Source organism: Myxococcus faecalis, assembly GCF_050039385.1.
Classification (GTDB): Bacteria; Myxococcota; Myxococcia; order Myxococcales; family Myxococcaceae; genus Myxococcus; species Myxococcus fulvus.
The window spans coordinates 7,708,619-7,723,670 of sequence record NZ_CP144336.1 but is presented as its reverse complement, the minus strand read 5'-3'; the positions used below and the strand labels follow the sequence as shown (position 1 = coordinate 7,723,670).

Sequence of the window (15,052 nt, the reverse complement as noted above, 5' to 3'; positions counted from 1 at the left end):
CCCACTCTGTAGCAGGTGCAGGTGTGACCCAGTATTCAGGTCCTGACACTTTCTCCGGGACTGCGTACTAGAGTGTCGCGACAGAGGAGCCAAGGCGTCATGGAAGCATACAAGGTGCTGGTGGTGGACGACGAGCCGCAGGTGGCGCACGCCTTGAGGCGGCTGCTGCGGCGCGAGGGTTTCGACGTCCAGCTCGCGTTCAACGGAGAAGAGGCGCTCGAGCGGCTGAAGACCTTCAGCCCGGACATCGTCCTGACGGACTTCCGGATGCCGGGGATGACGGGCAGCGAGCTGCTCCAGCGCATCAAACGCAGCCACCCGCTGGCGCTGCGGCTCATCATCTCCGGCTACGCCGACTTCAAGTCGGTGGTGGCGTCGGTGAACGAGGGCGAAATCTGCCGGTTCATCAGCAAGCCCTGGGATGACGCGGAGCTGGTGACGTACCTGTCGGGCCTGCTGCGCCACCGCGAGACGATGGCCCAGCTCTACGCCCCGTTCCGCGCCGCGCCCCTGGGTGTCAGCGCGGAGGTGAGCCCCACGGACGCCGCGCTGGTCCTGAAGGTCCAGGTGGCGGACCCGTCGTTCCCCGCCGAGCAGGCCGTGTCCATCATCGAGCGCTTCGCGGGCCTCTTGGCCGACGACAGCCTGAAGGTGGTGGGGGGCTTGCTGGAGCGCTTCGGTGGCCGGCTGTCCTTCGTGGCGGAGGTGGGCGGGCCGCAGCGGCTGCGCCTGGAGCTGCCCATGCGCGCCCAGAGCGCGCCGAGTGTTCGACCGGGGCTGGGCGAGGCGTGATGGCCCCGGAGGTCGACGCGGATTGGGTGAACAGCCGCCTCAAGCGCTTCACCCTGCTGGCGTGCCTCCTCATCCACGGCCTGCTCATCGTCAGCCTCTGGGGGCGCTGGCACGAGGTCCTCGTCGTGACGGTGGCCTTCGCGGGGGTGACGGGGGCCAACGTGGTGCTCGCGCGGGGGTTCTTCTCGCGGCACACCCAGGCCGCCGAGGCCACGCGCTTCACGCTGAACATGGTGGGCACCGTGTTCTACGGCGTGGTGAGCGACTGGGCGCTGCCCGTGTGGCTGTACCTGCCGCTCAACGCGCTGTGGGTGGACCGCTTCGCGGACTCGGGCGCCCGGCGCCGGCTGGGGTTGATGCTGGTGCTGGTGGCCGGCGCGGCGCTGTCGGACGGGGCCGCGCCCGAGGTCGCCGCCAGCTTCGTGCTGCTGTCGGTGCTCACGTACGCGCTCTCCGAGGGCCGCGTCTTCCTCACGCACTCGACGCTGCGCGAGCTGGCGCGCCAGCACGACGAGCTGGCCCTGGCCCACGAGCAGTTGGAGATGGCCCACCGGCGCGCCCGTGAGCAGGAGCGGCTGTCCAGCCTGGGCATGCTGGCCGCGGGCGTGGCGCACGAAATCAACAACCCCATGAGCTACGTGAAGAGCAACGTGAACGCGCTGCTCATGGACCTGCGCGCGTGCGAGAACCTGCCGCCGGAGCTGCAGGAGTACGTGGACGACGTGCTGCCCGCCACCGCGGACGGCATCCGGCGGGTCGTGGCCATCGTCGCGGACCTGCGGCGCTTCGCGAGGGGAGACCCGGGCGCGCTGGAGGAGTACGACCTCAACGAGGAGATCGCCGTCGCGCTGCGCATCACCCGCACGCAGGTGCAGTCGCGCTGCGAGGTGGAGGTGACGCTGGGGGATTTGCCGCGCCTGCTCGGACGTCCGGGGCAGCTGGCGCAGGTGGTGGTCAACCTCCTGATGAACGCCGCGCAGGCGATGCCCTCGGGCGGACGCATCTTCCTGAGCACGCGCATGGAGGCCGACGAGGCCGTCCTGTGCGTCCAGGACTCCGGGCACGGCATGACGCCCGAGGTGCGCGCGCGGCTGTTCCAGCCCTTCTTCACCACCAAGCCCGCCGGTGAAGGCACGGGCATGGGGCTGGCCGTGGTGCACGGCATCATCACCTCGCACCAGGGACGCATCGACGTGGAGACCTCGCCCCAGACGGGCACGCGCTTCACCGTCCGCCTCCCACGCATCCCTCCGCTCGCCATGCACCTGCCCGGACTGTCAGGCGGAGTCCCCACCCCGCCGAAGTCGCATCCGGACACGGCCTGAGCCCGCACGCGACTGTCCCTCGAGAGCACCATGTCCTCCTCGCCGCCCGCCTTCGCCAGCCGCTTCGAGCCTCGCTACGTGGAGGACCCGTATCCGCTCTACGAGCGCCTGCGCCACGAGGCTCCCGTCCACTTCAGCGAACAGATGCACCTGTGGGTCGTCTCCCGCTACGAGGACATCAAGGCGGTGGTGCTCAACCCGGACGACTTCCTGTCGGCCAACGCCTTCCGCAACCCCGTGCCGCCCGCGCCGGAGGTGCTCGCGGTGCTGGCGGAGGGCTACCCCCAGGTCCCCGCGCTGGTGGATGACGACCCGCCCAAGCACACGCGCATGCGGGTCATCGTCAACAAGGCCCTGGCGCCGCATCGGCTGAGCGCGATGGAGGCGCGGGTGTCCGCGATCGCGACGGAGCTGCTGGACGGCTTCGCCCACGAGGGGAAGGCGGACCTGGTGGAGAGGCTGGGCTACCCGCTGCCCGCGCGCGTGGTCGGCGCCATCATGGGGCTGCCGGACTCGGACGTGACGCGGCTGAAGCAGTGGACGGAGGACCTGGTGGTGATGTCCGCGGGCAACGCGCCCGTGGAGCGCCAGGTGGAGTGCGCCAGGGGGCTCGTCTCCATCCAGAAGTACCTGGCGGAGCACATCGCCGCGCGGCGACGCGCGCCCACCGATGACCTCATCAGCGCGCTCATCGAGGCGCGGTACGAGGACACGCCGCCGTTGAGCGACGTGGAGCTCATCAGCCTCATCTCCATGCTGCACTTCGCCGGGCACGAGACGACGTCGAACCTGCTGGGCAACCTGCTCGTGTGGGTGCTGCGCGCGCCGGAGCGGCTGCGCGAGCTGCGGGACGACCCGGGCCGCATCCCCCGGGCCATCGAGGAGACGCTGCGGCTGGACGCGCCGGTGCAGGGGATGATGCGCACCACGCGCCGCCGGGTGACGCTGGGCGGCGTGGAGGTGCCCGAGGGCGCGCGGCTGCTGGTGCTCTATGCGTCGGGGAACCGGGACGAGACGGTGTTCCACGCGCCCGGCGAGGGGGTGCTCCGCCGTCCGGACGTGGGCAAGCACCTGGGGTTCGGGATGGGCATCCACTATTGCATCGGCGCGCCGCTGGCGCGGATGGAGGTGCGACTGGCGATGGAGCTGCTGTTGAAGCGGCTGCCCGGGCTGCGACTGGCGCCGGGAGAGGCCGTCCGCTACCTGCCCAACTTCCTGCACCGGGGCCCGCGGCAGCTGCTCGTCGAGTGGGACCCGGCCTGAGGTTGTTTCAGCGCTTGAGCGCGGCGTCGATGTGCGTGGCGAAGGTGTCGAGCGACTGCGCGCCCGTCACGCCGGTGCCGTTGATGAAGAAGGTGGGCGTGCCGACGATGCCTCGGCGCTGGGCCTCCAGGCGGTCGGCCTCCACGTAGTTGTCCCAGGCCTTGGTGTCGAGCGCGCGCTTGAAGCTCGCGACGTCCAGCCCGAGCGCCTTGGCGTACTTCTCCAGCGAGGCGCGGTCCAGGGCGCCCTGGTTGTCGAAGAGCACGTCGTGCATCTGCCAGAACCTGCCCTGCTCGTGGGCGGCCATGGCGGCGGCGGCGGCGAGCCTCGCGTTCTCGTGGCGGGGCAGCGGCATGTGGCGGAAGACGATGCGGATCTTGTCGCCGTAGCGCTCGCGCAGCCCCTCGACGGTGGACGCGCCGCGCTGGCAGAAGGGGCACTGGAAGTCGCTCCACACCTCCACCGTCACCTGGGCGTCGCGGGGCCCCAGCGCGGGGGCCTCCGAGCGAGGGGTGGCGGAGATGAGCTTGGGCTGGGCGCGGGCGGTCTTGGGCTGCTTGTCGCAGTCGGGGGTGGGCTCGTCACCGGCGAGGGCGGGGTTGAGCGAAGAGAACACGACGGCGGCCGCCAGGAGGGCGGGAGCGCGGAGCTTCATGGTGGACCTCTGGAGTGGGATGGATGCGGCACGCCCGGCGTCCTGCCTGGAGGCCTGGCGTGACGAGGGGCGATGCCCTCGCACGCAAGGAGTGACGCGAGCGGCGCGGGAGTTTCAGCGCCGTGTTATTTCCCGCGCACCATGACGACCGAGCGCCTCGATTACGCGGACCCCTTCCTCCATCGATTCACCGCGCGGGTGGTGGGTCATGGCGCGTGGAATGGCGCGCCCTCGGTGGTGCTGGACCGCACGGCCTTCTATCCGGAGGCCGGTGGGCAGATGGGGGACCAGGGCGTGCTCGGGGGGCTGCCCGTGCGCGACGTGCAGGTGGACGACGCGGGGGTGGTGCATCACCTGGTGGAGGGCGTGCTGCCCGCGCCCGGTGAGGCGCTGGAGGGCGTGGTGGATTCGGAGCGGCGGCGCGTGCACATGTCGCTGCACACGGGGCAGCACATGTTGTCGCGGGCGCTCTTGGACATCGCGGGCGCGGCCACGGTGTCGTCGCGACTGGGGGCCACGTGCACCATCGACACGGACCAGGACACGCTGGACGAGCAGCTCGTGGCGAAGGCGGAGGCGCACGTCAACGCCATCATCGACGCGGACCTGCCCATCCGGGCCTTCTTCCCCACGCCGGAGGAGCTGGCGGCGCTGCCGCTGCGGCGTGCGCCCAAGGTGACGGACAACATCCGCGTCATCCAGGTGGGGGACTTCGATGTGTCGCCGTGTGGCGGGACGCACTGCACGCGCACGGGACAGGTGGGGATGGTGCGGGTGCTGGGCGTGGAGCGCTACAAGGGCAAGGGGCGGGTCCTCTTCTCGGCGGGGCCGCGTGCGCGGCGCGAGCTGTGGGAGGAGGCGGGGGTGCTGCGCGCGATGAGCCGGGCGTTCACGTGTGGACCGGCCGAGGTGCCCACGGTGGTGGAGAAGCTGCGGCGTGAGTTGACCGAGGCCCGCGAGGCGTTGGGCGCGGCGCGAGCGCGGCTGGCGGAGCACACGGCCGTGGAGCTGGCGCAGGCGCTGGAGGCCTCGGCGGACAAGCAGGTGGTGGCGGTGCTCGACGGCGCGGGGCCGGAGCAACTGCGCGCCGTGGCGGCGAGGCTCACGTCCCGGCCGGAGGCGGTGGTGTTCCTCGCGGGCCGCGCGCCCGAGGGGCTGGCCGTGCTCATCGCGCGGGGCAGTGCGTCCACGTTCGGCTGCGGCGCGTTCCTCAAGCGGGCGGCGGAGGCCGCGGGAGGACGCGGGGGTGGACGCCCGGAGCACGCCGAGGGACGGCTTCCGGCGAGCACGGATTGGGCGGCGCTCGTGGCGTCCCTGCGGGGCTGAAGCAGGCCCCACCCCACCTCCGGGGCGGACCGTGGGAGCGGAAATCACCCTCCCCCTCCCTGGACATGAGTCTTTTCCACCCGCACCCACCCGCAACGCATCGCGTCACGAATCACTCCACCCGAAGGGATTTCCTCGGACGCGTTCACATCGTACGGAGGGGGCGCTCCACCGGTGGAACGACATGAGAAGATGGGTGTAGGGGTTCGCGCCACGATGGACGACGGGCAGCACCGCCAGTTCGATGCTTTCGCACGCTCGCGACGACCGGGGCTGCTTCGCCTTGCCCGACGCCTGTGCTCCGGGGGTGGAATCGACCCGGAGGACCTGGTGCAAGAGACCCTCGAGCGCGCCTACCGGAACTTCGACCGGCTGGTGGCGGAGAACCCAGGCGCCGTCAGCGTGTGGCTCAGCACCACGCTGAGCAACCGCTTCCTGGACCATTGTCGTCGCAGACGCACCGAGGTCCTGGGGGCCCCCGCGCTGCGTGTGGTGCAGGACACGGAGTCCTCCGGCGAACCCGCCGCCCTGGAGCAGTGGGAGCAGGTCAGCCGCGAGGACTTCCAGCGGGCCATCGACAAGCTGCGGCCTCCCCATCTCCAGGAGGCCTACCGGCTCCACGTGGCGGGACTTCGATACCGGGCCATCGCTCAGCGGTTGGATGCGCCCGAGGGAACGGTGGGACGGTGGCTCAGCGAGGCGCGGCAGGCTCTGCGGGGGCTGCTGACCCCTAGCGCCGCCTCGAGTGAAGGCAGGGCCAGACCATGACCGAGCAGTGCGACAGACTGGAGTCCTTCATCGACGGTGAGCTGGCCCCGGCGGACGCGGAGAACTTCCGCCACCACCTGACCGGCTGCACCGCGTGCGAGACACGGATGAAGGAACTGCTCGCGCTCGAGCTCCTCGCCGACGACGCCCTGCACGAACCCGGGGACTCCACACTGGCCTTCGTCCCCCCACCTCCCCAGCTCAAGCGGCGCAGGAACTGGATGATGGTGGTGCCGCTGGCGCTGGCCGCGGGCCTGGCGGCGTGGGTTCTCGTGACGCGGACCGACTCGTCCCCCACTTCCCCCGAGCTGTGGCTGGGGCAGGACCCGGGCCGCACGCTCGAGGCCCGCCTCACCCATCCGGGCGCCGACCGCCATCGCCCCTACGAGGTGATGCGCAGCGGCGGCAATTCGCCCCGCGCGCTGTCCCTGCGCGAGCTGGCGAAGCTGGAGGAGGTCGGTGACGAGCGAGGCATCGCCTCCGCCTACCTGCTGCGCGGAGACCCCGCCCAGGCCGCCGCCTTCCTCGACAAGCTGCCCGCCTCCCCCGACCTGGACTCGGACCGCGCGGCGCTCGCCCTCCAGCGCGGCGCCCACGAAGAGGCCCTCGCCCTGGTGGACCGCGCGCTGAAGGCGAAGCCCGGCCATCCCCAGGCGCTGTGGAACCGCGGCCTCGCGCTCGAGAAGCTGGGCCTGTCCCTGCAAGCCGCCGAGGCCTTCGAGCAGGTGGCCGCGCAGCAGGAGCCGGGCTGGAGCCAGGAGGCCGCCGAGCGCGCCGCCAACCTGCGCCGTCAAGAGGACACCCAGCGCAAGGGCTGGAAGGGCACCAAGCAGGACTGCGACCAGATGGTGTCCGGCGGCCCCGTGCTCGCCCAGGCCCAGGTGGAGCAGCACCCCGGCCTGTCCCGCCTGTGCTTCTACGATGCGCTGCGCACCGCCACCTCCCCCGAGCGCGTCGAGTCGCTGCGACCCCTGGCCCGCCAGCTCGACGCCGTGGACGGCGGAACCCACCTGGAGGACGCCCTCCAGCGCGCGGCCCGCTCGGACTTCTCCGCGCGCGCGCCCTTCGTCGCGGACTACGTGCGGCTGACGCGCAACGAGCTGTCCCCGGCGCAGCTCGACACCTTCCTCGTGAAGCTGCGCGAGGCCCGGCAGGACGACCTGCTCCTGGGCGCCCTGCTCTTCCCCAAGGACCTGCGGCAGCACGAGCGTGAGTACCGCGAGCTCGCGCTGGCCACGAGAGACCCGTGGTTCGCGCTGCTCGCCGAGGAGCGCCAGGCGCGCGCCGACATCCAGCGCGGACAGATTCCCCAGGCGCGCACGCGGCTGACCGAGGCCCTGCGCACCTGTCCTGACGGCGCGCGCTTCAACTACCGCTGTCTGGAGCTCGAGCGGAACCTGGCCCTCGTGGAGCGGCAGCTCCACCGCCCCGTCGAGTCCCGTGCGCACGGCCTGCTCGCGCTCGCCCGGGCGCGCGCGGGGCACGAGTGGACCAAGGAGTGGCGGCTGCTCCAGGAGTTGGGCCAGGTGGCCCTCTTCCACGGAGACCTGTCGCTGGCGCGCGCCTACCTGGAGGAGAACATCCAGCGGCTGCCCGAGCGCTGCGCGGACCACGAGTCGGCCTACGTCAACCTCGCGCTCGCCTTCCACCGCACGCTCGACTTCAACGGCGCCCGGGAGCAGCTGGACCGCGCCGCGCGCTGCGGCAACCCGCCCTCCCTGGCGCGCGCCTTCGCCATCGCGGACCTGGCCCACACGCAGGCCCGCCGCGCCGAGGACACCGAGGTGCTGAGCCGGGGCCTGGAGGCGCTGCGAGCCTCACCGGCCCGACTGGAGACCGCGGGCGAGGGCGCGATGCTGCGCCACATCGAGGGCCGCTTCTTCGTCGAGCAGGACCGCCGTCGGGGACAGGCGCTGCTGCGTCAGGCCATCGAGGAAGCGGCGCCGCTCGTGGGCTCGGACGTCAACGCCCGCAAGGCGCGCGTGTACAGCTTCACGTCCCTCATCCTCGACGCCTCCCGGCACGAGGAGCTGGAGCGGGCCATGGCCCTCTTCGCCGAGGAGCGCGCCCTGCCCCTGCCCGAGCGCTGCGCGCTGGGCGTCACCGTGGACGACGAGCGCACGGCCCTGGTGGCCCGCGACGCGTCGGGGCGTTGGGTCGGCCACTTCGACACCCAGCGCCGTGAGCGGCTGGAGCGCGTGGAGGGGCTGGTCCCCGAGCGCCTCGCACAGGCCCTGCGCGACTGCCCCCACGTGGACGTGCTCGCGCGGCCGCCGGTGCTCGGCAAGCCGGACCTGCTGCCGCCGGACATCGCCTGGGCCTACCGTGTCGGAGCGACCCCCGACGAGCCCACCGGACAGCCCTCGCGCCGGCTGGTGGTGGCGGACGTGCATGCCCCCGCGGAGCTGCGCCTGCCCTCGCTGCGCGCCTGGCGCCCCTCGGAGGACGAGGACGCGACGCTGGCCACGCTGCGAGGCGCCTCCGCCACGCCGTCGCAGGTGCTGCGAGCGATGCGCGAGGCCACGGAGGTGCAGATTCACGCGCACGGCGTCGTCGACCCGAGCGCCGCGGATGGCTCGCTGCTCGTGCTTTCTCCGGAGGCGCAGGGCGGCCGCTACGCGCTGACGGCGTCGGACCTGCACGGTGAGCGGCTGCAGGGCCGGCCCGTGGTGCTGCTGGCGGCGTGTCATGCCGCGCACAGCAAGGCGTACTTCCATGAAACGTTCGGCCTGCCGGTGGCGTTCGTCGAGTCCGGGGCCCGGGCCGTGCTCGCCGCCACGCAGGAGATTCCCGACGCCGAGGCGTCGGACTTCTTCGAGCCGGTGCTGGCGCGCATTCGCGAGGGGCTGCCCGCGGCCCGCGTCCTTCGCGATGCACGTCAGGACTGGCTCCGCAGTCGGGGAAGCGCCTGGGTCCGCCAGGTGCTCCTCTTCGAGTAGTTGCCTCGTCTCATCCCAGAGTCTCGAAAACCCATGAAGAAAGTCCTCCTGTTGGTCCCCCTGCTGCTCGGCGTCGCGGCGTGCCGCCACATCGAGACGGTTCCGTCGACCGAGCAGATTCAGCGCAAGGCGCCCAAGGGCGCGCTCGTCCGCGTCATCCTCCGCGACCGGGCCAACCCCCAGCGGCTCACCACCTACGTGGTGGACGTCAGCCGCAACGAAATCGTCGCCCAGTCCAACCGCGACCCGTCCTCGACGCGGGGCGCCCAGGGGGAGACCTCGTCCGAGAAGGCCACCACGGACGGCGACACCTCCGCGATGCAGTCGGGAGGACCGCTCTACGTCGGCGACGTGGAGCTGCTCACCGACTGTGTCCCCCAGACGGACAAGGAGGGCTGCCTGAGCGTCGCCGACCTGCATGACGGAGACCCGGGTGGCGCGTCGGGCGGCGGCGGCGACCCCACGGGCCACCAGCAGCTGGTCGAGAAGGTGAAGCGGCTGGCCGCGCTGACCTACTGGTCCACGCTCGAGGTGGGCATCCCGACCGTCAAGCGGACGGCGGCCCCCGGACGCGTGAATCAGTAATCACGTGAGGCGCTGAGGACAGGAGGCTCCGGTGTCGCGAAGGTGCGGCGCCGGGGCCTTCGTCGTTTCAGGCGGACCTGCCACCCTCGGTGGGGGCCAGGCCCGAGAGCGTCTCCACGTAGGACGCGGCGACGCGCAGGAAGCGCGCGCCCTTCACGCCGGTGAGGTACTGGCGCTTCATCGCGCGCGTGGCGCCCACGTAGAACATGGCGCGGCGGATGCGCTCGTTCTCCCGCGCGTTGCGCTCCTTGGCGCCGGCCATCCAGTTCTCCACGGTGTCCAGCGCGTCCAGGCCCGCGAAGAAGACGACGGGGCACTCGTGGCCCTTGCAGGAGAACACGGTGGTGGCGCGCACGTGGTCCACGCCGCTGACGCGGAAGTCCGTCACGTCGCGGCCGCCCTTGCCACCGTAGGCGTGCGCGGGCACACCGGCCCGGTTGAGGGCCTCCGTGTACTGCGACGGCATGACGGGCGCGACGACGAGGATGTCGCCGGGGTGCACGCCCTCGTCGCGGATGAGCCGCGCCACTTCCTTGGCCACCTGACGGGCCTCGCTCGCGCCGGAGGCGAAGCCGCGCACCTGGGGCAGCACGCCGCCGCGCTCGGTGGACTGCACGCGGTAGAGGCCCTCCAGCGTCTCCTCGGGGAGCCACAGGAGCCCCTCGCGCGCGAGCTCCCCGGCCTTCATGTACTCGCGCATGCCCGGGTCGCTGGTGCCGTGCTGGCGCAGCGGGTCCAGCACCACGTTGAAGGCCACGTCGAGGATGTCGCGCGTGGCGCGGAAGGTCTCCTTGAGGATGCGGGTGCGGCCCCGGAAGGACAGCCCCTCCGGGAGCTGCTCCTTGAGCGCGTCGATGGGCACCTGGCCGTAGACGTTCTGCGAGTCGTCCATGAACAACTGGAGGCAGCGCACCCCCTTGCCGTCCTGCGACGTGCGCGGGCGGACCAGGGCGTGGAGCATGGCGAGCGCGCGGGCGTCCATGTCCTGGGCCTCGTCGACGAAGACGCCGTCGAAGGACCCGGGCTCCACGCGGCGCAGCGCGCCCACGTGCTTCACCGTCACGCGGGCCCGGAGCGCGCGCACCCGCTCGCGGCCGGCGCGCTGGGCAATCGCCTCCACCAACAACTTCTCCACCAGGGGCGAGAGCGCGCGGTTGAAGAACGAGACGAGCACCTGGGTGTCCTCGTGCTCCAGCAGATAGCGCGCCACCCAGTGGGCCAGGACGAACGTCTTGCCGCTGCCCGCGACGCCGCGCACCAGGTGGTGGCCGTCATCGAAGCGCCGCTCGAAGAGGGACACCTGCTCCTGGGTGAACAGGGGCCGCGTGGGGCGCGAGCCCTCGATTTCCCCGCCGAGGCTGGTGGGCGCGGCGGGGGGCGGTGGCGGCGGCGGGGGTGCCTCGCGCGGCAGGGGCAGCGCCTCCAGTCGGAGCGGCGAGCCGGGGAGGACGCGCAGGCGCGGCAGGAGCGAGAGGAAGCGCTGGGGGATGGTGGCGCCCCGGGCCTCGTCGCGCGAGGCGAGCACCAGCAGATAGTCGCGCGCGCGGCTGGCGGCCACGTTGAGCATGGGCACCAGCGTGTGCGGCGGGAAGGGCCGGCCTCCGGCCACGGTGTCCACGAGCACCACGTCGTACTGGGTGCCCTGCTGTCGGTGGATGGTGGAGGCGCTGAACGCGTCGCCCCGGAAGCCCGCGGAGTTGCCGAGCCTGCGCAGGAGCGAGGCCTGCGCGCGATAGGGCGTGACACACAGGACGCTGAGGCCGGCGCGCACGGCCTCGCGCGCGAGCGACACGGCGAGCTCGGCGGACAGCTCGCGCTGGTAGCCGGAGCCCGTCTCGCCGCGGCCGTGCGTCAGGCGCTTCGCGTCGCGGCTGAGGCCATCGAGCACCACCCAGCCCGCGCGTGTCCCGGCGAACGCGGGCACGGGTGGGGCCTTCTCGGCGCGGGCCTTGACGATGTCACCGTCCTCGAGCGCGCCGCCGTAGCAGAAGTGGCTGACGACGCGGGCGATGTCCGGGTGCATGCGGTGCTGGGTGCGCAAGAGCAGCACGTCCGGGCGCGCGGCGTCGCGCACCGCGTCCTCCAGGTGGGACAGGCCGCTGGCGCGCAGCCACTTCTGGGAGCCGCGTCCGGCGCCCTCGGCGGCGCGGCTGACGGGGCCGATCTGCTTGGGGTCTCCGGCGAGCGTCACGCGCTCGGCCAGGGGGGCCATGAGCGCGGTGGCGGCGCGGGTCACCATGCCGGCCTCGTCCACCACGAGTCGCGCGAAGGTGCACTTGCCCTCGAGCTCCGACACCAGCCGCAGGGCGCGGTGGACGGTGAGGACCATGAGGGGACAGTCGCCCTTCTCCGCCTCCTTGAAGGTGGGGTCCTTCATCTTGCCGCGCAGGCCTCGCAGCTCAGCCTGGAGCTTGGCGAGCTCGTGCGCGGGGCCGCCTCGGACGCGCTGGAGGTACAGCTCGCGCTCGCGCTCCTCGATGCTCGCGCGCAGCTTGCCGCCCTTGGTGTCCTCGAGGGTGACGGTGGGCAGCTTCGCCAGGGCGTCGCTGGCGCCGGTGCCGCCGCGGAAGATGCTGCGCGCCAGGGGGCGCAGGGGGATGGGCTGGCGCTCCAGGAGGGCGCTGACGCGCAGGACGAGCTCATCGGCGGCGCGGTTGGTGGGGGCCACCGCGAGGATGCGCTCGTTGGGGAAGGCGCGCAGGGCGCGGGCGATGAGGTCGGCGACGGCGGTCGTCTTGCCGGTGCCGGGAGGTCCCCAGATGCAGCCCCAGGGCTGGGCCCAGAGGCGGTCGGTCGGGAGAAGCTCGGCGTCCTGGGGACGCGGGGTGGGCGCGGGCTCGTCTCCGCTGGCGCGGCGCAGGGCCTGATGGAGGGCGGGTTGACGGTCCTCGTACGCGGATGCGGCGGTGCAGAGGGCCTCGGCGAAGTCATAGGGCCGATAGCACCAGCGGTCGGCGGCGAGGGCGCGGCGGTCCACGTCGTCACCGTGGTCGGGGGCGGCGAAGACGCGGCCGGACTCGAAGTCGAGGTGGACGACGTCTCCGCCGAAGACGCACTCCTCGCCGAGGAAACCGAGCAGCGAGCCACCGGACCAGTCCGGGTCCGCCGCGGGCACGGGGACGAGGGACAACACGCCGGGGCCCTGCAGGGAGACCTGACGCGCGTCCTGGAGCAGCTTGGCGCGGTACTGGCTGCGCTCGGAGAGGAGCGCGTCGCTCAGGTCCTCGGGGAGGTATTCGGGAGGGCGCCAGGCCTCGCGGCGCTTCCCGGTGGCGACGGCGGCCTGGATGACCTGGCGCTCGGACGCGGTGACATCGGAGGGCGCGGCGACGTCGCGTGCGGGTGGCTCCTCGGGTGAAGGGGCGTCCGGGCGCGGAGCGGGAGGCTTGGGGCGCTGGGACCTGGCGCGGGAGAGGGCCAGCAGCGGATTGGGCGAGCGCGGGATGTCCTCGGGGACAGTGCGGGAGGACGGAGGTGGGACGGGCGCGTCGTCGTACTCGACGTGAAGCTCTCGGACGGAGTCTTCCTTTTGCGGCGCGGGGCGCCCTTCGGAGACCTCGTTGTGCGTCCGGTGCGTCATGGCGGCGGGCCCCGGGCCCCTCGGCCCAGGCCGGGTACGGGCGCGCGAAGGTAGGGGAGGCGTGGATCCACGTCAATGCAAGCCCCAGGGGCGAGGCTGTGCGCTCACGTACGGCTGGCTCCCAGCAGCCGGCCAGGCGCGGGGCGCCGAGGGGAGTCAGTCGAGAAAACGTCGCCACCAGCAGTGGACTTCGTCTTCCGAAAAGCCACGCCACGCGAGTGCGTATCCCGGCCTGAAGGGCTCCAGGACAGGCTCCAGCACACGCGCGAGTTCGCGATACGCGGGCAGGTCGTCGCCCTTCGAGAGGTCCCCCGACTCAGGGCCCGTGCCGAGGGTCACCACGACGGTTCCTGCGTTCCCCACTTCTCGAACCGTGGTCCCCGGTGACTGGAGGCGACCTCGAAGCGACTCGCGACCTCCAACAGCCTGAAGCAACGAGGCGCCCAGGAAGTTCAGCCAGTGCACGCCCTCCACATGCTGCCCCACGGACAGGTGAGCATCCACCCTGGGGACATCCACTCCTGGATATCGAAGAAGCTCTTCACGGACGAAAGGCAGGACCTTCCATCGCGCGCCTGCGAACTCCAGCGCGAGCCCCGCATGACCCGAGGTAAGAGGCAGGACCGAGGCCAACGACATGGCCAGGTCCCTCACGCGTCCTGGGCCATGCAGTTCCAGGTACTCCGTGGGCAACGTGGCGCTCAGCACGCTGACACTTCCCTCCAGCGGTGTCTTCGACGGGAGCCGAGCCAGATAGCGGAGTGAGTACCCATCGAAATCATCACCCGTGAGGGTCCAGGAACACTCCGCCTGAAGTCGGGTCATCCGCTGGAACGAGTCGGAGTCTTCGGCAAGCTCTTCGATGAAGCGAAAGGAGGCACTGGGCCGCAGCGAAGCCTGGACCTCTCCCCATCCTGCTTCCGTCAGGGGAAACGACTCCCCATCCGAGTCCCAGGCACGCGTGAGCATATCCCCCACCGCATGCCGGTAGAGGGTCAGTGTCTGTTCGACCCCGGCCCCCAGTTCCACATGGTCATGAGGCAGGTAGAACACGATGCGCACCACGTCCCGGGCCAGTAGACGCGTATCTTCGGCATCCGAGTCGACCAGACGAATGCGTGGGTAGGCCTCAGTCACGGCTGACTCCGAGTTGAGGCGTGATGATGGCCGGTGGGCAGTGTCCACCCAGTGCCTCGTACCGTTCCAACTGCTGGAGAAGCTCGGGGCTGGCAAGCGGATTGCTCTTGCTGGCCTTCGTGCAAGGGAACTTGAAGTCGTAGACACACTGGACGCGACTGGGCTCCTTCGCGAAATGAATCACGACATCCGGACGGAGTGAGCCCACCCATCGTTCCGTCAGGACAGGGCGCCCCGTCCTTGCATCGAACCCATAACGAGGCTCCACCGAGACATTATCGGGGAAGAGTCGCGACAGCTCACGCCGAACGCAGGCAAATGCCGCTGCGTGTTTCATCGTCCCCAGTTCCATGCGGCGCCTGAGCGGCTTGCCATCGATGTATCGGACCACCCGCTCACACTCCGCATCATCCGGCTTCTTCCCGGGTCCGTATTCGCGCTCGTTGACTTCCTGGTCCGCCGCCTTGGAGCACTGGACCAAGAGCTGCTCGATTCGCGCCAGTTCAGCGGCGTCCAATATCCGCAGCGCCGTGCCCACCCCTCTGGCCGCGGTAACAGAACGTCCGACGCCTGGAAGGATGGCCTCGCTTCCCGTTTGGGAGTAGCAGGCGGGATTCCGCATGCAGCCGCTCGTCGCCGAGTCCAGGCTCTGCTCATAGCGAGTCACACCCTCGGCACCCGA

11 protein-coding genes are annotated in these 15,052 nt (G+C 71.5%); 7 read left to right on the top strand and 4 right to left on the bottom strand.

Annotated elements, in window-relative coordinates:
- The first annotated feature begins 99 nt into the window (after positions 1 to 99).
- The 3 genes from VZQ01_RS31140 to VZQ01_RS31130 are packed head-to-tail and all read left to right on the top strand — an operon-like array spanning position 100 to position 3,380.
- Complete coding sequence (locus VZQ01_RS31140; protein WP_223745272.1) at positions 100 to 792, top strand: response regulator; 693 nt, start codon at positions 100 to 102, stop codon at positions 790 to 792.
- Positions 792 to 2,117, top strand: coding sequence for a sensor histidine kinase (locus VZQ01_RS31135; RefSeq protein WP_426745431.1), 1,326 nt, complete (start codon positions 792 to 794; stop codon positions 2,115 to 2,117). The genes VZQ01_RS31140 and VZQ01_RS31135 overlap by 1 nt, the downstream gene beginning before the upstream one ends.
- Positions 2,118 to 2,147: 30 nt before the next feature.
- Complete coding sequence (locus VZQ01_RS31130; protein WP_426745430.1) at positions 2,148 to 3,380, top strand: cytochrome P450; 1,233 nt, start codon at positions 2,148 to 2,150, stop codon at positions 3,378 to 3,380.
- A gap of 7 nt (positions 3,381 to 3,387) precedes the next feature.
- On the opposite strand, the gene VZQ01_RS31125 is transcribed toward VZQ01_RS31130, so the two are convergent.
- Complete coding sequence (locus VZQ01_RS31125; protein ID WP_426745429.1) at positions 3,388 to 4,035, bottom strand: DsbA family protein; 648 nt, start codon at positions 4,033 to 4,035, stop codon at positions 3,388 to 3,390.
- Positions 4,036 to 4,176: 141 nt separating this feature from the next.
- On the opposite strand from VZQ01_RS31125, the gene VZQ01_RS31120 reads away from it, so the two are divergent.
- The 4 genes from VZQ01_RS31120 (at position 4,177) to VZQ01_RS31105 (ending at position 9,653) form a co-directional block, all read left to right on the top strand.
- Entirely contained in the window at positions 4,177 to 5,361 is a 1,185-nt protein-coding gene (locus VZQ01_RS31120; protein ID WP_408889574.1) for an alanyl-tRNA editing protein, read from the top strand.
- Between the two features lie 192 nt (positions 5,362 to 5,553).
- The gene (locus VZQ01_RS31115; RefSeq protein WP_141333011.1) at positions 5,554 to 6,129 is read left to right on the top strand and encodes an RNA polymerase sigma factor; all 576 of its coding nucleotides are present in this window, start codon (positions 5,554 to 5,556) and stop codon (positions 6,127 to 6,129) included.
- Positions 6,126 to 9,068 (top strand): CHAT domain-containing protein, encoded by a 2,943-nt coding sequence (locus VZQ01_RS31110; protein WP_426745428.1) that lies wholly within the window; start codon positions 6,126 to 6,128, stop codon positions 9,066 to 9,068. Before VZQ01_RS31115 ends, VZQ01_RS31110 begins: the two co-directional genes overlap by 4 nt.
- A gap of 33 nt (positions 9,069 to 9,101) precedes the next feature.
- Positions 9,102 to 9,653: a hypothetical protein gene (locus VZQ01_RS31105; RefSeq protein ID WP_223745266.1), complete on the top strand. Its 552-nt coding sequence runs from the start codon at positions 9,102 to 9,104 to the stop codon at positions 9,651 to 9,653.
- Positions 9,654 to 9,720: 67 nt separating this feature from the next.
- Here VZQ01_RS31105 and VZQ01_RS31100 read toward each other — a convergent pair whose 3' ends face one another.
- The 3 genes from VZQ01_RS31100 to VZQ01_RS31090 form a co-directional block, all read right to left on the bottom strand.
- A complete protein-coding gene (locus VZQ01_RS31100; protein WP_426745427.1) occupies positions 9,721 to 13,233 on the bottom strand; it encodes an AAA family ATPase in 3,513 nt (1,170 codons plus the stop codon).
- 156 nt (positions 13,234 to 13,389) lie between these two features.
- A complete protein-coding gene (locus tag VZQ01_RS31095) occupies positions 13,390 to 14,370 on the bottom strand; it encodes a type VI immunity family protein (protein ID WP_426745426.1) in 981 nt (326 codons plus the stop codon).
- Complete coding sequence (locus VZQ01_RS31090) at positions 14,363 to 14,992, bottom strand: hypothetical protein (protein ID WP_223781892.1); 630 nt, start codon at positions 14,990 to 14,992, stop codon at positions 14,363 to 14,365. Before VZQ01_RS31090 ends, VZQ01_RS31095 begins: the two co-directional genes overlap by 8 nt.
- Positions 14,993 to 15,052 lie beyond the last annotated feature (60 nt).

Excerpts from the sequence above, each read along its gene's own strand:
- VZQ01_RS31140 (WP_223745272.1), top strand. The coding sequence starts at position 100 with ATGGAAGCATACAAGGTGCTGGTGGTGGACGACGAGCCGCAGGTGGCG.
- VZQ01_RS31135 (WP_426745431.1), top strand. The coding sequence starts at position 792 with ATGGCCCCGGAGGTCGACGCGGATTGGGTGAACAGCCGCCTCAAGCGC.
- VZQ01_RS31130 (WP_426745430.1), top strand. The coding sequence starts at position 2,148 with ATGTCCTCCTCGCCGCCCGCCTTCGCCAGCCGCTTCGAGCCTCGCTAC.
- VZQ01_RS31125 (WP_426745429.1), bottom strand. The coding sequence starts at position 4,035 with ATGAAGCTCCGCGCTCCCGCCCTCCTGGCGGCCGCCGTCGTGTTCTCT.
- VZQ01_RS31120 (WP_408889574.1), top strand. The coding sequence starts at position 4,177 with ATGACGACCGAGCGCCTCGATTACGCGGACCCCTTCCTCCATCGATTC.
- VZQ01_RS31115 (WP_141333011.1), top strand. The coding sequence starts at position 5,554 with ATGGGTGTAGGGGTTCGCGCCACGATGGACGACGGGCAGCACCGCCAG.
- VZQ01_RS31110 (WP_426745428.1), top strand. The coding sequence starts at position 6,126 with ATGACCGAGCAGTGCGACAGACTGGAGTCCTTCATCGACGGTGAGCTG.
- VZQ01_RS31105 (WP_223745266.1), top strand. The coding sequence starts at position 9,102 with ATGAAGAAAGTCCTCCTGTTGGTCCCCCTGCTGCTCGGCGTCGCGGCG.
- VZQ01_RS31100 (WP_426745427.1), bottom strand. The coding sequence starts at position 13,233 with ATGACGCACCGGACGCACAACGAGGTCTCCGAAGGGCGCCCCGCGCCG.
- VZQ01_RS31090 (WP_223781892.1), bottom strand. The coding sequence starts at position 14,992 with ATGCGGAATCCCGCCTGCTACTCCCAAACGGGAAGCGAGGCCATCCTT.